The 17,232-nt window shown below is 62.4% G+C and carries 15 protein-coding genes; 5 read left to right on the top strand and 10 right to left on the bottom strand.

What is annotated here, in order from left to right; genetic code table 11:
• Positions 1–7 precede the first annotated feature (7 nt).
• The 6 genes from glpK to HOC_RS08070 form a co-directional block, all read right to left on the bottom strand.
• On the bottom strand, positions 8–1,495 hold the full coding sequence (gene glpK, locus HOC_RS08095) for a glycerol kinase GlpK (RefSeq protein ID WP_035537365.1): 1,488 nt from the start codon (positions 1,493–1,495) through the stop codon (positions 8–10).
• Positions 1,496–1,556: 61 nt separating this feature from the next.
• Complete coding sequence (locus HOC_RS08090; RefSeq protein ID WP_035537363.1) at positions 1,557–2,915, bottom strand: amidase family protein; 1,359 nt, start codon at positions 2,913–2,915, stop codon at positions 1,557–1,559.
• A 54-nt stretch (positions 2,916–2,969) separates the two neighbouring features.
• Positions 2,970–3,437 carry a hypothetical protein gene (locus tag HOC_RS08085; protein ID WP_035537362.1) on the bottom strand — a complete coding sequence of 156 codons (468 nt, stop codon included), beginning with the start codon at positions 3,435–3,437 and terminating at the stop codon, positions 2,970–2,972.
• Positions 3,425–3,844: a D-Ala-D-Ala carboxypeptidase family metallohydrolase gene (locus HOC_RS08080; RefSeq protein ID WP_035537497.1), complete on the bottom strand. Its 420-nt coding sequence runs from the start codon at positions 3,842–3,844 to the stop codon at positions 3,425–3,427. The genes HOC_RS08085 and HOC_RS08080 overlap by 13 nt, the downstream gene beginning before the upstream one ends.
• Before the next feature lie 102 nt (positions 3,845–3,946).
• Complete coding sequence (locus HOC_RS08075) at positions 3,947–4,945, bottom strand: NAD(P)H-dependent flavin oxidoreductase (protein WP_035537360.1); 999 nt, start codon at positions 4,943–4,945, stop codon at positions 3,947–3,949.
• Positions 4,946–5,037: 92 nt separating this feature from the next.
• The gene (locus tag HOC_RS08070) at positions 5,038–5,646 is read right to left on the bottom strand and encodes a TetR/AcrR family transcriptional regulator (RefSeq protein WP_035537358.1); all 609 of its coding nucleotides are present in this window, start codon (positions 5,644–5,646) and stop codon (positions 5,038–5,040) included.
• A 50-nt stretch (positions 5,647–5,696) separates the two neighbouring features.
• On the opposite strand from HOC_RS08070, the gene HOC_RS08065 reads away from it, so the two are divergent.
• Complete coding sequence (locus HOC_RS08065) at positions 5,697–7,139, top strand: 8'-apo-carotenoid 13,14-cleaving dioxygenase (protein ID WP_035537356.1); 1,443 nt, start codon at positions 5,697–5,699, stop codon at positions 7,137–7,139.
• Here HOC_RS08065 and HOC_RS08060 read toward each other — a convergent pair.
• Positions 7,136–8,428, bottom strand: coding sequence for an APC family permease (locus HOC_RS08060; protein WP_035537353.1), 1,293 nt, complete (start codon positions 8,426–8,428; stop codon positions 7,136–7,138). The genes HOC_RS08065 and HOC_RS08060 overlap by 4 nt on opposite strands.
• A 263-nt stretch (positions 8,429–8,691) precedes the next feature.
• On the opposite strand from HOC_RS08060, the gene HOC_RS08055 reads away from it, so the two are divergent.
• Entirely contained in the window at positions 8,692–9,915 is a 1,224-nt protein-coding gene (locus tag HOC_RS08055; protein ID WP_035537350.1) for a GGDEF domain-containing protein, read from the top strand.
• Between the two features lie 26 nt (positions 9,916–9,941).
• Here the strand turns inward: HOC_RS08055 and HOC_RS08050 are convergent, their stop codons facing one another.
• From HOC_RS08050 to HOC_RS08040, 3 genes are all read right to left on the bottom strand, one after another.
• Positions 9,942–10,757 (bottom strand): SDR family NAD(P)-dependent oxidoreductase, encoded by an 816-nt coding sequence (locus tag HOC_RS08050; protein ID WP_035537348.1) that lies wholly within the window; start codon positions 10,755–10,757, stop codon positions 9,942–9,944.
• Positions 10,754–11,317, bottom strand: a complete 564-nt coding sequence (locus HOC_RS08045) for a carboxymuconolactone decarboxylase family protein (protein WP_035537347.1) — start codon at positions 11,315–11,317, stop codon at positions 10,754–10,756. The genes HOC_RS08050 and HOC_RS08045 overlap by 4 nt, the downstream gene beginning before the upstream one ends.
• A 70-nt stretch (positions 11,318–11,387) precedes the next feature.
• Positions 11,388–12,581 (bottom strand): low temperature requirement protein A, encoded by a 1,194-nt coding sequence (locus tag HOC_RS08040; protein WP_035537344.1) that lies wholly within the window; start codon positions 12,579–12,581, stop codon positions 11,388–11,390.
• A 193-nt stretch (positions 12,582–12,774) separates the two neighbouring features.
• Here HOC_RS08040 and HOC_RS08035 point away from each other — a divergent pair, with 193 nt between their 5' ends.
• The 3 genes from HOC_RS08035 to scpA are packed head-to-tail and all read left to right on the top strand — an operon-like array spanning position 12,775 to position 17,227.
• Positions 12,775–14,646: a methylmalonyl-CoA mutase family protein gene (locus tag HOC_RS08035; protein WP_035537342.1), complete on the top strand. Its 1,872-nt coding sequence runs from the start codon at positions 12,775–12,777 to the stop codon at positions 14,644–14,646.
• Positions 14,643–15,074 (top strand): hypothetical protein, encoded by a 432-nt coding sequence (locus HOC_RS08030; protein WP_156950420.1) that lies wholly within the window; start codon positions 14,643–14,645, stop codon positions 15,072–15,074. The genes HOC_RS08035 and HOC_RS08030 overlap by 4 nt, the downstream gene beginning before the upstream one ends.
• The gene (gene scpA, locus HOC_RS08025) at positions 15,071–17,227 is read left to right on the top strand and encodes a methylmalonyl-CoA mutase (RefSeq protein ID WP_035537338.1); all 2,157 of its coding nucleotides are present in this window, start codon (positions 15,071–15,073) and stop codon (positions 17,225–17,227) included. Before HOC_RS08030 ends, scpA begins: the two co-directional genes overlap by 4 nt.
• Positions 17,228–17,232 lie beyond the last annotated feature (5 nt).

Here is a 17,232-nt window from a genome sequence, read left to right as displayed (position 1 = left end):
AGCGCTCCTAGGCCAGCGTTCTGCGCATCGCGTCGTTCCAGCCCTTGATCAGGGTGTTTCGCTCGGCGTCGGCCATTTTCGGCTCGAACCGGATGCCCTGTACGGGGCGCTCCTGCCATTCCTTGGGCGCCAGCCAGCCAAGCTGCATGGCCGCCAGTGCCGCTGCACCTAACGCCGTCATCTCGCGATAGTCGGGCCTCAGCACGGGCCGGTTGCAGATATCGGCCAGGAACTGCATCAGCCAGTCATTTGCGACCATGCCGCCATCGACGCGCAATTCGCGAATACCCGCGCCATCGGCCTCGAAGGCCTCCAGCAGATCCAGCGTCTGGTAGGCCGCCGACTCCAACCCGGCCCGAACAAGGTGCGCCGCCGTAGTCGCCCGTGTCAGGCCGCTGATGGTGCCGCGCACATCCGCGTTCCAGTGCGGCGCGCCGAGGCCGGTGAAGGCCGGCACGATGAACACGCCGCCATTGGTCTTGAGGCCCGATGCCACGCTCTCGCTCTCCTCCGCCGAATCAATCAGCCCAAGATCATCGCGCAGCCATTTGACCACTGTGCCCGCATTGAAGATCGAGCCCTCCAGCGCCATCGCCCCGCCGCCCGGCAGTTCGTATCCGACTGTGCCCAGCAGGCGGTTTTGTGAATCCGGCCGCTCGGCCCCCGTGTTCGCCACAAGGAAGGCGCCGGTGCCATAAGTGATCTTCGCCATGCCCGGCGCGAGGCACCCCTGCCCCACCAGCGCCGACTGCTGGTCGCCTGCCGCCGACAGGATCGGCAGCGCCGCGCCAAAGAGGCTTTCATTGCTCATCCCGAAATCGGCAGCATTGGGCTTCACCTCAGGCAAAATGCCCATCGGGACCTTGAAGAGCGCCGCCATCGCCTCGCTCCAGCCCCCGTCCCCGCCAAGCCCCAGGCTGTAAAGCAGCGTGCGCGAGGCATTCGTGACATCGCTGGCGTGCACCTGCCCGCCCGTCAGCTTCCAGATCAGGAAGCTCTCGACCGTCCCAAACGCCAGCTCGCCCGCCTCGGCTCGTTCCCGGGCGCCGTCCACACTATCGAGGATCCAGCCAATCTTGGTCGCGGAGAAATAAGGGTCCAGCAGCAGGCCCGTTTCGGCCTGCACGGCTGCCTCATGCCCCTCTGCCTTCATCGTTTCGCACACCCGAGCCGTGCGGCGGTCTTGCCAGACAATAGCCGGCGCAATCGGCTTGCCGGTCGCCCGGTCCCACACGAGCGTCGTCTCGCGCTGGTTGGTGATCCCGATGCCCGCAATCTGTCCGATGCCGCCGGCCGCCTCAATCGCCTCGCGACATACCGCCAGCGTGCGCTCCCATATCTCTTCGCCATCCTGCTGCACCCAGCCATCTTCCGGATAGGCCAACGTCAGGTCCTGTTGCGCGAGGGCGACCTGTGCAAAGCCGCGATCAAACACAATGGCCCGCGTGGAGGTTGTGCCCTCGTCGATAACGAGCAGCCTGTCCTGTGTCGCCATGTGTCAGATCTCCCGCCGTAATTGCTGTGACGGCGATAAGCGCGCCGCGATTCCCAATGGATTACACGGTGAGCCCGGCTTCTTCCAGCAGGCTTGCGAGGCCAAGAGTCGTGCGGTCCTCAAATGGCCCTCCAATCAGCTGCAAGCCGATTGGCAAACCTTGGACGCTCTTGGCTACTGGAACAGCCGTTGCTGGTAGTCCGGGGAAGGTCGCGAGGCCCGCCCAGGCGAGCTGCGCGCCATAGGGCTGCACCTGGCCATCCACCGATAGCGTGCGATTGCCCCAGTCCGGATCTATCTTGTAGGTGAAAGCGGGCGTGCTGAAGATCGGTGCGATCACGACATCATATGTCTCGAACAGCTCGCGCCAGGCACGTGTCACGCGCATCTGTTCGTCCACCACTTCCATCCAGGCATGCGCATTGATCGGCCGGGCCCCTGGCGTACCGCGCGAAAGCGTCGTGTTGAGCATCTTCACATAGGTCTGATGCATGGCCGTCACGTCCGGCAGCACGCTCGTATCATCAGACACGGAGGCACCCGCCTCGGCCAGCGCATCAGCCAGATTGGACACCGCCGCCCGCGTATCGCTGTCGGCAGGAACGCCAGGCAGGCCGTCCAGTATAAGCACGCGATACTTGCTCAAGGCCGAATGCCGCGCAGTCGGCAGGTCCAGCCGATAGCCCGCATCCGGCCCCGCCATGACGTCCAGCGCGACACTCAGGTCTTCCGCATGGCGCGCCATCGGCCCAACCACACCGAGGGGAACATCCACACCATCCGTTCCCGGAAACCCATGTCCCTTCAGCGGAATGATGCCATAGCTCGGCTTGTGCCCGAACACGCCGCACATGTGCGCTGGCACGCGGATGGATCCGCCGATGTCGGAGCCTACCTCAAGTGGCACCATCCCGGTCGCCAGCGCCGCCGCTGCGCCGCCAGACGACCCACCCGGAGAGCGCGTCTCGTCATAGGGGTTCACGGTGCGCCCATAGACGGGGTTCTCCGTTTGCCAGTCAGCGAGCGCGACCGGCGCATTGGTCTTGCCGAGGATCACCGCCCCCGCAGTCTTCAGGCGCTTCACAAGCAGCGCGTCGTCAGTCACCGGCAGATCCTTGAAAACCTCCATGCCCCACGTCGTGGGAAGGCCGGCGATATCGATCGATTCCTTGACCGTCATGGCGACGCCCAGCAGGGAGCGTGCATCATTTGGCTGACGCGTCTTGTCGATATGCTGCGCAGCGGCGCGGGCGCGATCAAAGTCGCGCACCACGACCGCATTGATCGACCCATCCGTGCGCTCTATCCGCGCGATGGCCGCCTCGCACACTTCCAGCGCAGATACATCTCCGCGCCGCACGGCAGCCGCCGTTTCGCAGGCGCTGGCCGACCCAAGGTCCAGCCTTTCCTTTGTGGCCATGACGTCTTCCTCCTTATTGCTTTAAGAAGGAAGCTACCACGCAACCGAAATGTATCAACGCGGATCGCGGCGCGGCCCCCGGTCACCAAACCACCAGAGCGTTGCGGCTGTCGCTGCGAACGTCGCCGTCTCGACAATCTCCCCGCGAGCCGCCGCGCCGCTGCCAAGAAAGACAAGCCCGGTGATCAGCCACAGCAGCAGTGTGAGGAAAGGCCGCGTCACACCCCGCACGGCTTGAACCCATTTATAGCTCGCCCCAATCGCAGCCTCCGCCGCTAGCGACGCCTCCAGTCCGCGCCAGCCGCCCGCCACATCAGCCAGCCGCAGGTCCGCCTCGCTCGCCTGCTGCTTTGCCCGCATCTGCGCGTCCAGCATGCGCGCCTCATGCTCCCACCGGGCCCGCTCCTGCGCCTGTTCCTGCCGCCGTTCGACCAGCCCGGCTGCGCGCCCGATGACGCTGCCGATAAGGCCGAAAAGGCCGCCGCCCGCCGCGCTGGCGGCAAGGCCTGCTATATCTGCCATGACCGTGCACTCCCCTTGTAATACCAGCGCGCAGGCACAGCCCGCCGGTCGAGATGGATGAAGGTTTTCGCGAGGCCGACGCCGGTAAAGCCCAGCCGCTCTGCCGCTATCAGCAGCGCAAACCGGTCGTGGCCCGCCAGCGCCAGATCGACCGCAATGGTCCGATGCATCGACTGCGCTGCCCCGCCAACCGCCGCATTCCAGCCCTCGCACCGATGCCCGGAGTTGACCACAAGCGGTCGCCCCGCCGCCGCGCGCAGCGCCTCCAGCGCATCAAGAAAATCCGGGGCATCCCAATAGGCCCCCGCGCAGAAGCGTCCGCCGCAACGGCAGGCCAGTTCACGCGGTGTGAAGTGCGGCCAGCGCCAGCCAGCTAAATCAAGATCGGGAAAATGGGCAATCAGCATGGACGCAATCATGCGCCCGGCGCCGTTGCGGTCGGAAAAGAAAAGCCCGCCTGCCGGTATTAGCGGACAAGCGGGCCATTCATTTGAGGGAAAGGGCGTGCCCTATTCGGCAGCGACCTTAGCCTTCGCCGTAAAGGCTTGGCGTTTCTGCAGTGCGTCGCGCGCGCCATTATACTCGCGCTCCAGCTGGCCGACATATTCCGCTGTCGACATCCGCGTCTTTACCGAGCCGATGCCTTGGCCACAGCCCCAGATATCTTTCCAGGCCTTGGCTTCCTGATTGCCACCGGAGCCGAAATTCATCGCCGACGGATCGGATTCCGGCAGGTTGTTGGCGTCGAGCCCCGCCTTCGCAATGGACGGCGCGAGATAGTTGCCGTGCACGCCGGTGAACAGGTTCGAGTAGACAATATCGCCCGCCTTGGAGTCGACGATCATGTCCTTGTAGCCTTCGACCGCATTGGCCTCGTGGCAGGCAATGAAGGCCGATCCGATATAGCCGAAATCAGCGCCCATGGCCTGCGCCGCCGCAACCGCATTGCCGGTCGCAATCGACCCGGAAAGCGCCAGTGGCCCGTCAAAGAACTCACGGATTTCCTGGATCAGCGCAAAGGCTGACAGCGTACCGGCATGACCGCCTGCGCCGCTGGCCACGGCGATCAGGCCGTCAGCGCCCTTCTCAAGCGCCTTGTGGGCGAACACGATATTGATGATGTCGTGCAGCACGATGCCGCCATAGGAATGGATCGCGTCATTCACTTCCTGCCGCGCACCCAGCGATGTGATCACCACAGGCACTTTCCATTTCACGCACATTTCCACGTCATGATCGAGGCGGTTGTTCGTCTTGTGCACGATCTGGTTCACGGCGTAGGGCGCCGATTTCCGGTCCGGGTTCTTCTCGTCCCATTCGGCCAGCTCGGTCGTGATCTTGTCGAGCCATTCATCCAGCACAGGGCCGGGGCGCGCATTGAGCGCCGGGAAGCTGCCGATCACGCCGGCCTTGCACTGGGCGATCACCAGGTCGGGATTGGAAATGATGAACAGGGGCGAGCCGATCACAGGTACGCGCAGATTTTGCAGAACAGGTGGCAGGGCCATTGGTTTTCCTCACAGGGTAAAAGGCTTTGGTTTTTAACTAGATGCCCCCCGCTGGGCGGCAAGCGGTAACGTCGGGACAGGCAACTTGCCCCCTATCTCAGCTTGAGGCTGTCGACACTGACAACCTCGTTGATCAAACTGTCGGCGTCCGGTCCTGCAATCTGTCCGCTGAGGATCAGCATGGCCAAGCCGTGCACCAGCGACCAGGCACGCAACAGCGCCGCACGCTTCTGTGCAGCCGTCGCCTTTGCCCCCGCCAGTCCCGCTATCGACTGGCGCAGCAGCCAGCCGGGCGACTCTTCCGGATTCACACAATCCGGGTCCGTCGCCGCTGGCAGCGATGTATAGATAAGGCGGAACAGCGCCGGGTTGCGCACGGCAAAGCGTACATAGGCGCGCCCCATTTCGGCAAAGGCTTCCTTGCCGTCCTTGCCCTTGGCGGCCGCCTTCTGCTCGCGCGCCAGCTTGGCCATGCCTTCGGCCGCCAGCGCCGCCAGAAGCGCATCCTTGTCCGGGAAGTGGCGATAGATCGACGTCGCGCTAACGCCGATCTCTCGCGCGATCTCGCGCAGGCTCAGCGTTTCCGCGCTGCCCTGCTCCAGCAGTTTCAGGCCGGTTTCGATCAGCGCCGAGCGCAGGTCACCATGATGGTAGCCACTTTTGTTCGAACGGATGTTGACAGTGTTATCATTTGCACTCATGTTGTCGCTGTAAACATTATTTGCATGTGTTTCAACCCCGGAGATTCCCAATGGCCAGTTCAGTCGAGACGATTATCCGCGATAACGTCACCAAAGGCATCATGAAAGTCGTGGCGTTCAATCGCACGCGCCCGCGTCTTGGCAATAAAGAGAACACGTTCCTGACAGGCATCCATGAGCCAGTTGATGCCGAGCTGACGCTGGAAGACCTGAAAGTGACAGGCGAAATACCGCCCGCGCTGGATGGCCGCTACATCCGCATCGGCCCCAATCCGGTTACCCCGCAAAACCCGGCCACATATCACTGGTTCTCCGGCGACGGCATGATCCACGGCGTGCGCCTGAAAGGCGGCAAGGCTCTGTGGTATCGCAATCGCTGGGTCCGCTCGAAAGCTGTCTCGGCTGCCCTCGGCGAACAGGATGCCCCTGGTCCGCGCCACGGGACGCAGGACAATGCCAACACGAATGTCATCGCCCATAATGGCAATACGTGGGCCCTGGTAGAAGCCGGCGCCTTCCCTGTGCGCCTTAATGACGAACTCGACACGCTCGCCCACGATCCGTTCGGCGGCACGCTCAAGAACGCCTTCTCGGCCCATCCGCATCTAGACCCAGCCACAGGCGAAATGCACGCCATCACCTATTACGCGATGGAACCCACCCAAATTCACCACACGGTCGTCGATCCCTCCGGCAAGGTCATCCGCGAAGAACCCATTGCCGTAGAACATGGCCCGTCCATTCACGACTGCGCCGTGACCAAGCAATACGTTGTCATCATGGACCTGCCGGTCACCTTCTCGATGAAGACGCTGCTCGACGGCCAGTCCTTCCCCTATCGCTGGAACCCGGCACACAAGGCACGCATCGGCCTGATGCCCCGCCTCGGAACAAATGACGACGTCATCTGGTGCGATATCGAGCCGTGCTACGTCTTCCACCCCTGCAATGCCTACGAAGCTGACGACGGCACCGTCATCATGGATGTCTCTGTCCACGACACGATGTTCGCCGACAGCAAGCAGGGCCCGGACTCCCAGAAGATCACATTCGAACGCTGGGTCATCGACCCGATCGCGCGCAATGTCACCCGCACGGTTCTGGACGAGTCCCCTCAGGAATTCCCCCGTCCCGACGAGCGCTTCACCGGCCAGAAATACCGCTATGCCTACACCATGGCCCTACCCGAGGATCGCGGATTCGAAGCCTTTGACCAGACCAAACTCTTCAAGCATGACCTCGACGCCGGCACCCGCGAGACCCATGATTTCGGCTCTGGTCGCGTGCCCGGCGAATTCGTCTTCGTGCCTCGATCAGATGATGCGCCCGAAGGCGACGGCTGGCTAATGGGCTACGTCATCGACACAAACACGGACACGACCGACCTCGCGATCCTAGACGCAATGAGCTTCACCGCACCGCCCGTCGCCCTCGTCCATGTTCCCCACCGTATCCCGCCCGGCTTCCACGGCAACTGGGCCCCGGCGACCTAGCTGTCTGCGCCGGACTTGAAGTGCTTGTAGAGATACTCGCAGGCAAAACACGTCGCCACCGTAACAGCCGCGATCAGCAGGTTCAGCTTGCTCGTCTGGAAATTGTGGACGAGCAGGGCTGCCAGCACCGCAAGGCACAGGAAAGCGCTTGTCGCCGCAACAATCCGCGAGCATCCGATCTCCGCCGCCTTGCGGAAGCCCACCATGTTCACCACCGCAAAGATCAGCAGGAAACCGATACTGCCTGTCGATGAAATGCTCTCCAGCTTCAACGTGTTGACCATTATGAGGGTCAGCACGGCCGTCACCAGAAGACCAATCGGCTGGTTCCAGAATTGCGCCGTGAACTCATGCGGCAGCTCGTCATCCTCGGCGATTTCATAGCTCACCCGGCTACCGCCATAAAGCGACGCATTGATCGCCGAGAAGGTCGAGATAAGCGCCGCAATCGTGATGATCGTGAAGCCCGCCTGCCCCAGCATCGGCTTCGCCGCCTCTGCCAACACATAATCCTGCGCGTCCGAAATCTGCTTGAACGGTAGAGAGCCCACGGTGATCACCGCAATCGCCAGATAAAGCGCGATCACGAAAATGACGGCGATATAATAAGCGCGCGGCACGTTCTTCTCGGGTGACTTGATGTCCGGCGCCGCATTGGCGATCAGCTCAAACCCCTCATAGGCCACAAAGATGATCATGCCGGCTGTCACCAGTGTCAGTGGCGATGGCCAATTGCCAAGGCTCAGCTGTGACAGGCTGGGATTGCCCACCAGCCCCACCGCACCGATGCCGACAAAGCCAAGCAGGATCACCAGCTTGATGATGACAGCATAGGACTCAATCGCGCTCACCACCTTGATGCTGTAATAGTTTATCCCCGTAGCCAGCAGGATAATCGCGCTGGCAAACAGGTGCTGGTCCAGGCTTTTGTCGCCCGTGATCTGGATCAGGTTGGGCGCGTAGGATCCGAAGGCGGAGGCATAAAGCGACAGCATGATCACATAGCTGACCCATAACAGGTTATTCACACCGCCGCTGAACACGCCACGCCCGAACCCCTCATTGATGAAACGCACTGTGCCGCCACGGTCGGGATAGGCCTTGGAGAGGTGCGCATAACTGTAGGACGTCATCAGCGCGATAAGGCCCGCAAACAGGAAGGCCACCGGCGTGCCCCCCTGCGCCAGGTCCGCCGCCAGCCCCAGCACGGCAAAGATGCCGCCTCCCACCATGCCGCCGACGCCGATCGACACGGCCTCACGAAGTCCGACCGTCTTCTCGTCAGCCATCGCCTGCTCCCCTACACTCTCGAAATGCGTCAGCGCGCTTCGTCGAGTATGAAACGCGCTGCCTCATGCGCCAAGCCCGCCGGGGCACACGCATTATCCTAAAGCAAGCACAAGACAAAATAGCGCGTAATCTGTTGTGGATATTAGGAAAATGACGCCGCGAATTGATCGTTTCGAAACCTTCATGGCGTATGCGCAGGCAAATGGTTTCATCGTGGGAGCGATGTGCACGGCCAAAAATGCGCATGGGGGGAAGACGATAAATGTCGACCGGAGTCTATTTTCAGCTGATGAACCCGCTCGTTTTCGGGCTGTTCTCGCTTGGCTTCCTCGGCATCCATCACATGCGCCCCAGCAAGAGCACGCTTGTCATCTCGATCTCCTATGTGGTGGGCGCGATCGCTTTCATCTCGGATCTCATCTTCCAGGACAGCACACTCTTGATAACGCGGGTTCCGATCGCGGGCCTGTATGCGATTACCACCTGCATGCTCGTCGCCGCGCTGTTTCTCCACTATCGCGGCAAGGCGCCGTGGACCGTTCTGGGCGGCCTCCTCGTCGTTCATCTTGCCATCTACAGCTACCTCATGGCGATTGAGGCCGACTGGATAAGGTCGTTCAGCGCGAACGCCGGATGCGGCATCCTGGCCTCGATTGGCCTGTTTGCTTTTCGCGGAAAGCTGGACCGGACTCTGGATCGCGTCACGTTCTCAATTCTCGCCCTGTGCTGCGCGCAATCCTTCATACGTCCCGCCATCATTGCGGTTCTGGCCAGCGGCCCCCTGACAAACGCCAATCATAGCGAAACCACATTCATCTTCGCGATGCACTTTGTCGTAGGCGCCTGCGCTGTGACGATGGGGATGTGCCTCATACTTGTTTTCAGCCAGGCGATCTTCAATGACCTCCGCAACAACTCGGTTACGGATGTCCTGACGGGCATCAACAATCGCCGCGGGTTTGACGAGGCAGGCAACCTCGTCCTGCAAAACAGCGCGGCGCAGCCCGTCAGCCTCATCCTGGCCGATCTCGATCACTTCAAATCAGTCAACGACAATTACGGCCACGCATTCGGCGACGGCGTGATCGCCTCCTTCGGCGCACTGATGGGCGACTATGCCCGCTTCGGCCGCGTGGCCGGGCGCTTGGGCGGCGAGGAATTCGGGCTTCTCCTGCCCGGTGTCCCCCTCTCCATGGCCGCCGAACTTGCCGAGTCGATCAGACGTCGCTTCGCCGCTGCCAACATACAACCGGGCGAGCCGCATGATGTGTTGACCGCCAGCTTCGGCGTTGCGCAATACAAAAAAGAGGAATCGCTATCGCAATTGATGACCCGGGCAGACCAGGCGCTCTACCGGTCAAAAGACTGCGGTCGCGACCGCGTGACCTGCGATACCGAGATCCCTGACACGGCCGCTGAGCCCACCCAAAACATGTACCCGGCGACAAGCGCAACCGTGCAGAAACTGCCCGTCAAATACGGCTGAGATAAACGCCGCACATCCGACCTGGCTTAGCCGACACGCACACTGCCACCCCCATCCACTGGCAATATCGCGCCCGTGATGAAGCGCGCTTCATCACTCACCAGGAATAACGCGGCATGCGCCGTATCCCATCCCGTGCCCATAAACTTCATCGGGACGCTCTTTGAGCGTTCTTCGCGCAATTCCTGCTCCGAAATGCCCCGCGCCGTCGCAATGCCACCAACCGCCATCGGCGTATCCATCAGGCCCGGCGTAATCGCATTGCAGCGCACACCGCGCGAAGCCCCACTCATGGCCACGCTCTGGGTCATCCGGTTCATCGCCGCCTTCGACACTTCATAAGCCATCTGGAAACCGCCTGCGATCGAGGCCAGCGAAGAAATGTTCACGATGGCGCCGCTCTGCTGCTCACGCAGGCTCGGCAACACCGCCTTGGTCACCAGCCACGCGCCTTTAAGGTTCACCCGCATGATCCGGTCAAACGCGTCCTCGGTCAGCTTGTGCGCCGGCCCGTCGCCATTGCCGCCAATGCCGACATTGTTGACGAGGATGTCCACGCGCCCGAACGCGTCGAGACACTCCTGCACGATACGGCTCGCGTCACCCATCTTGGTGATGTCGGCATGACACGCCTGCGCGACGCCGCCCTCTCCCTCAATCTCAGCCACGGTCTCGCCGGCCCGCGCCTCATCCCTGTCCACGCACAGCACGCTCGCCCCGGCACGCGCAAACAGCAGGGCGATAGCCCGGCCATTGCCGATATTCTCGCCCGGCGTCTGACCGGCGCCTGAGACAATCGCGACCTTGCCAGCCAGCCGGCCCGAGACGTCACCGAGGCTCATTTGGCCAAGTCCATGTCCAGCTCCAGGTCATCGTCCAGCTGCACCCCAAAGGAATTCAGCATCATCGACACCTGCGTGTATTGGCCAACGGTCATGACGAGGTCCATGCGTTGCTTCTCGGTCAACTCGGCCAGCTCGCCCCATGTCTGCTCGGAAATGAACGCATCGGTCGTCAGCTCGTCCACCGCGCGGATCATCGCGCTTTCCAGCGGCGTCCAGCTTGGCGCCAGCGGGCCGTCCTTGATGTGCTGGATTTCCAGATCGGTCAGGCCGCATTCCTTGCCGATGCGCACATGCTGCGCCCATTCATAGCCCGACTTCCAGTTAAAGCCCGTGCGCAGAATAATTATCTCACGTTCACGCGGGGCGATGCTGTTATGGTCCGATAGGATATAGCCGCCCCAGCGCATGAACGACTTGTAGGCCTTCGGCGCACGCGCCAGAGTCCGGAAGATATTGTAGACGGGCCGGCCATTGAAGTTCTTGGCCAGCGTGTCCTTCATGTCCGGGTCGAGTTCGGAATCCGCCAGCGGGGCTATCCGCGATTTGTTCAGTCTCATACGCTCTGTCTTTCCTCATTATGCCTGCTTTTTAAGGCACTAGAGACCAGCCGGCTGTAGGCGGCAAGAGCTACCCGGCGACAGACTTGCGAGAGTTGACCGCCATATGCTCCCACGCGCCGACGATCACCATCACCAAGGTGCCCACTATGCCCAGCGCGAGTGGCCCGGCCACCGGCATTGCAAAGGCAGCAGCGGCCAGCATGATGAGGCCCGCAATATGAGACCGCGCAAACTTGCCGAACACCGCCTTCTTGAAGAACAGGTTCCCGGCCAGGAAAAGCGCAGGGCCGCCCAGCAGTGCCAGCCCTTCCAGCGGTGCAGTCGCGCCATGGTGCCCCATCGGATGCAGCAGCAGAATCTCATCGGATACCGCCGTCAGAAGGATGCCCGCAATGATCGGGATATGGAGGTAAGTGTAGGCCAGCCTTCCCAGCTGGCCGGGGTCCTCCGCCTGCGCAATGCGATGAGCCGCCCGTTCCGCGCCGATATTGAAATAGACCCACCACATGGCCACCGTCCCCACAAAGGCCGTCACCAGACCTGCGATAGGGATCAGCGTGGGGGCCTGTTCGGCAAAGGTCGCCCCGGTCACCAGCAGCGACTCGCCCAGCGCAATGATCATCAACAGGCCGCAACGCTCGGCCATGTGCTCGCCACGAATGTCCCAGTCCCGCATGTTCGATGCGCCAAGGCCGGGTGTCCAGTAAAGGGCGTAAGGCCCGGCGATTTCAATTAGCAGCGCGATGCCCCACACGATCCAGCGCGCTTCGTGTTCGAGAAACGCCCCGGCGAACCAGAAGACGCCTGAAAACATCAACCAGATCGAAATACGCATGAAATTCCTGAAGTGCCCTTCATGCGTCCGCAGAGCCCAGGCCGTAAACAGCGACCGGCTGACCTGCATGAACACATAGGCCCCGGCAAACGCGAGCCCGCCTGCGCCGAATGCATGCGGAATGGCCAGCGCCAGCACCAGCCCGCCAAACATCTGGCTGAACAGCATCAGCCGCACGGAGGTCGCCGCCGGATTAAGCCAGTTCATCGCCCATGTCGTATAGACCCAGACCCACCAGACGGCGACCAGAAGGAAGGCCGTTTCCGCCAGCCCGATTCCCGTAAAGTGGTGCAGCAGGGAATGCGACAGCATCGTGATAGCGAAAACATAAACCAGGTCGAAGAATAGCTCGACGAAGCCGACCTTCCCGCTCTCATGCCCCTGCCCGGTCCGCAACATGGAAGGCTTCTCGTATGTCGTGCTCATGCGAATCCTCCGTTAGCCCGTCTCGCCCGCCTATCCTGACCGGATCAGGCGCCGCTTGGCAATAAGCGGCCGGGCGTGCCATGCCCCGACGGCAGCAGCCGTTTCAATGTCGCATATCGTATCCGGGGCCTTGCCTTACGTCCGCGTCAACTCCATTACCTAGCCAGAGAAGTGAATACAGGCATTGTACGACATGGCAGATGACATCCTCCCCCTCAGCAGCGCGTTCGCGGACGCAACCGAAGCCGAATGGCTGGCCGCCGTCGACAAGGCGCTCAAGGGCAAGGGGATCGATTCGATCACCCGCACCACCGCCGACGGCCTGAAAGTCCATCCGCTCTATCGCGAAAGCGATTTCCCCTCCGCGACCGACCCGCTCGGCACGCCCGGTGCGGCGCCCTACCTGCGCGGCGCCACCGCCGCGCCAGACGCATGGCTACCTTGGGACATCCGCCAGGCCTTTACCCATCCAGACCCCGCCACCACGAACGCTGAAATCCTGCGCGACCTTGAGCGCGGCGTCTCATCAATCGAACTGACGCTCGACCCAGCAGGCGAAAACGGCGTTCAGGTCCTCGGCCTCGCCGACCTGCAAACCGTGCTCGACGGCGTCGATGCCACGATTGCCACCATCGCGCTGGATCCAGTCGACGAACCCGGCTTCATCGCCGCGGGTCTCCTCTCCACATGGGCAGAAGGCGCCGCAGACCTCGCCGCGCTGAAATTCGCCTTCAATCTCGACCCCCTCGGCGCCCTCGCCCGCACCGGAACGCTGGCCGCGTCGCTGGATGACACGTTCGCCAGCCTCGCCGACACGCTCTCCCGCCTCAGCCCTTTCACAAGTGCCAGCCTGATCCGCATCGACGCCCGCATGGTGCACGAAGCGGGCGGCTCCGACGCGCAGGAACTCGGCGCCCTGATCGCCAGCGCCGTCGACACGCTGCGCCGCCTGCCAGAGGCTGACCTCGCAGCCCTCGCGCCACGCATCACCTTCTCGCTGGCCCTTGATGCCAATTACGGTCTCGGCGTTGCCAAGCTCCGCGCAGCCCGCCGCCTCTGGGCCCGCTGCCTCGAATTGCTGGACGTGACACCGGCGCCAATGCGCATCCAGGCCACCACATCCGCCCGCATGCTCGCGCGCTACGATGCCTGGACCAACATGCTCCGTTGCACCACCGCCGCCTTCGCGGGCGCAGTCGGCGGCGCAGACGTGGTCACCGTCCGCCCGTTCAACTCATCCCTCGGTACGCCGGAAGAACTCGGCCGCCGTATCGCCCGCAACACCCAGATCATCGCCATGGAAGAAAGCCAGCTCGGCCGCGTGGCGGATCCGACCGGCGGTGCCTGGTTCACCGAAACCTTCGCCGACGATCTCGCCAAGGCTGCTTGGGAAGAGTTCCAGAATATCGAACGCGAAGGCGGCTATGCCGATAGCCTCCTCTCCGGCGCCTTCCAATCCCGCGTCGCCGCCACACGCGATGCCCGCGCCAAGGACATCGCCAAGCGCAAGGTGCCGATAACGGGCGTCAGCGAGTTCCCGCTGCTCGACGAGATCGCAGCGCCCACAGCCGACGCCGCCACACCAAAGCCTGCGCCCAAGGCGCCCGCCGCCGTGCTCACATGCACGCCGCTCGCCCCCATCCAGCTCGCCGCACCCTTCGAGGCCCTGCGCGATGCTGCAGCCGCCGCGAAGAAGGCGCCCGCCATCTTTCTCGCCACGCTCGGCCCCGTCGCTGAACATTCAGGCCGGGCAGACTTCGCCCGCAACCTCTTCGCCGCTGGCGGCCTCGAATCCAAAGAGCCGCCTGTCGTGCCGAAATCGGTTCCCGAACTCGTCGCCGCCTTCAAGGCCTCAGGCTGCCAGATCGCGGTCCTCTGCGGCAGCGACACGCGCTACCCGGACGAGGCCGAAGCCGCCGCTGCCGCACTCAAGGCCGCTGGCGTCCGCCACCTCTGGCTCGCCGGCAAGTTCGAAGCACCCGGCATCGACTCCAACATCTTCATGGGCTGCGATGTGCTCCACACATTAACGCTCGCGCACGCAACTTTGGGAGTTCGTGGGTGAGCATTCTTACGTACATGGACTTCCCAAACCTGCCTCCCGCTCAAAAGAAAAAAATGGAGGAAATAGAGGATAGATTGAGAGAACCTGGAGGCCGATTGCCCTCTGTAGCTCGTCTCAGAGAACGGTTGCAATTACTGAAGGATTGCACTCCAGCGATTGAACGCAGGCAACGAGTCGATTTTCTGATCGCCCGTGCAACAGTGTTGATCGCAATTCCGGTTCTTCTAATCGTATATGGAAAGCCGTTTGGCTTCACCATGAATGAATCAACCAAAAACTTGCTCCTGATTTCTACAATGGTCCCAGTACTAACGTTCGGCACATGGAATTTTCTGAAGTATCGAAAACTTCCCCTGTCGACCGAATACGCACAACTTGAAATTCAGCTCATAGAGAGCATCCTTAATAGAAGGGATCATGCCGCATGAACCAGTTCCCCGACTTCACTAAAGCCGAACTCGGCGACCCACACGCCAAGAGCGCCGCGCCATCCCTCGGCGCGCCCTGGCACACGCCTGAAGGCATCGACGTCAAAACGGCCTTCACCGCCGACGACACAAAGGGCCTCGACTTCCTCGACGATTATCCCGGCCTCGCCCCGTTCGGCCGTGGTCCCTACCCGACCATGTACACGAACCAGCCCTGGACCGTGCGCCAGTATGCCGGTTTCTCCACCGCCGAAGACTCCAACGCCTTCTACCGCCGCAACCTCGCGGCGGGCCAGAAAGGCCTCTCGGTCGCCTTCGACCTCGCGACCCACCGCGGCTATGATTCCGATCACGTCCGCGTCTCCGGCGATGTCGGCATGGCGGGCGTCGCGATCGACTCCATTTACGACATGCGCACCCTCTTCTCGGGCATCCCGCTCGACAAGATGTCCGTCTCAATGACCATGAACGGCGCCGTGCTGCCGATCCTCGCGCTCTACATCGCTGCGGCCGAGGAACAGGGAGTCACGCCCGACAAGCTGGCCGGCACGATCCAGAACGACATCCTCAAGGAGTTCATGGTCCGCAACACCTACATTTATCCGCCCAAGCCCAGCATGCGGATCATTTCGGATATCTTCGCCTACACGTCGCAGAACATGCCGAAATACAATTCCATTTCGATCTCCGGCTACCACATGCAGGAAGCTGGCGCGACGGCCGACCTTGAGCTCGCCTATACGCTCGCCGACGGCATCGAATACATCCGCGCAGGCGTTGCCGCCGGGCTCGATGTCGACAAGTTCGCGCCGCGCCTCTCCTTCTTCTGGGCCATCGGCATGAACACGTTCATGGAAGTCGCCAAGATGCGCGCCGCGCGCCTCATCTGGGCCAAGCTCGTCGAGAAAGAATTCAAGCCGAAGAACGTCAAATCCCTCAGCCTGCGGACGCACAGCCAAACCTCCGGCTGGTCGCTCACGGCGCAGGATGTTTACAACAACGTCATCCGCACCTGTCTTGAGGCCATCGCGGCAACCGGCGGACAGACACAATCCCTGCACACGAACAGCTTCGACGAAGCCCTCGCCCTGCCGACAGACTTCTCGGCCCGCATCAGCCGCAACACGCAGCTCTTCCTGCAACAGGAAGCTGGCGCCTGCCAGACGATCGACATGTGGGGCGGCTCCTATTACGTCGAGCGCCTGACGCACGATCTCGCCGCCACGGCCCTCGCCCATATCGAGGAAGTCGAGAAAATGGGCGGCATGCGCAAGGCTATCGAGGAAGGCCTGCCCAAGCTCCGCATCGAGGAAGCCGCCGCCAATACGCAGGCCCGCATCGACAGCGGCACGCAGACCGTCGTCGGCGTCAACAAGTTCCATCTTGATGAAGACGAAGACGTGCCCGTGCTGAAGGTCGATAATGCCGCCGTGCGCCGCATGCAGCTCGACAAGCTTGCGCGCCTGAAGGCAGACCGTAACCAGGCCGAGGTCGACGCCAAGCTCGACGCCATCGCCAAGGCCGCCGCTGGCACCGAAGGCAACCTGCTCGCCCTCGCCGTGGACGCCGCCCGCGCCAAGGCCACTGTCGGAGAAATCTCCGAAGCCGTCGAGCGCAGCCAGGGCCGCCACAGCGCCGTCATCCGCTCGATCAAGGGCGTCTATGGCGGCGGCGTCAAAGGCAACCCGCGCGCCGAGGATGCCAAGTCGCTCGCAGCTGTCTTCGAGAAGAAACACGGCCGTCGCCCGAAAATCTACATCGCCAAGATGGGTCAGGACGGTCACGACCGTGGCCAGAAGGTCGTCGCATCGGCCCTCATGGACCTCGGCTGGGATGTCGAGATCGGCCCACTCTTCCAGACGCCGGAAGAAGCCGCCGCCGATGCCCGGAAAGCTGGTGTTGACATCGTCGCCGCCTCCTCGCTCGCCGCTGGCCACCTCTCGCTCGTGCCGGAACTGAAGCGCGCCCTCGGCAATGAAGGCGCGGCCACGGCGCGCATCATCGTCGGCGGCGTGATCCCGCCACAGGATTTCGACGCCCTCTACGCCGCCGGCGCCACCGCCATCTTCCCCCCCGGCTCCGTCATCGCCGACAGCGCAATCAAGATGCTGGAAGTTCTGGAAGATGATGGCGCAGACGTGGCGGCGGAGTAGCAGCC

Origin of the sequence: Hyphomonas oceanitis SCH89 (genome assembly GCF_000685295.1) — a bacterium.
In the GTDB taxonomy this organism is placed as follows: Bacteria; Pseudomonadota; Alphaproteobacteria; order Caulobacterales; family Hyphomonadaceae; genus Hyphomonas; species Hyphomonas oceanitis.
Note: the sequence above shows the minus strand (reverse complement) of the source record. Positions and strands in the feature narration are given on the sequence as shown.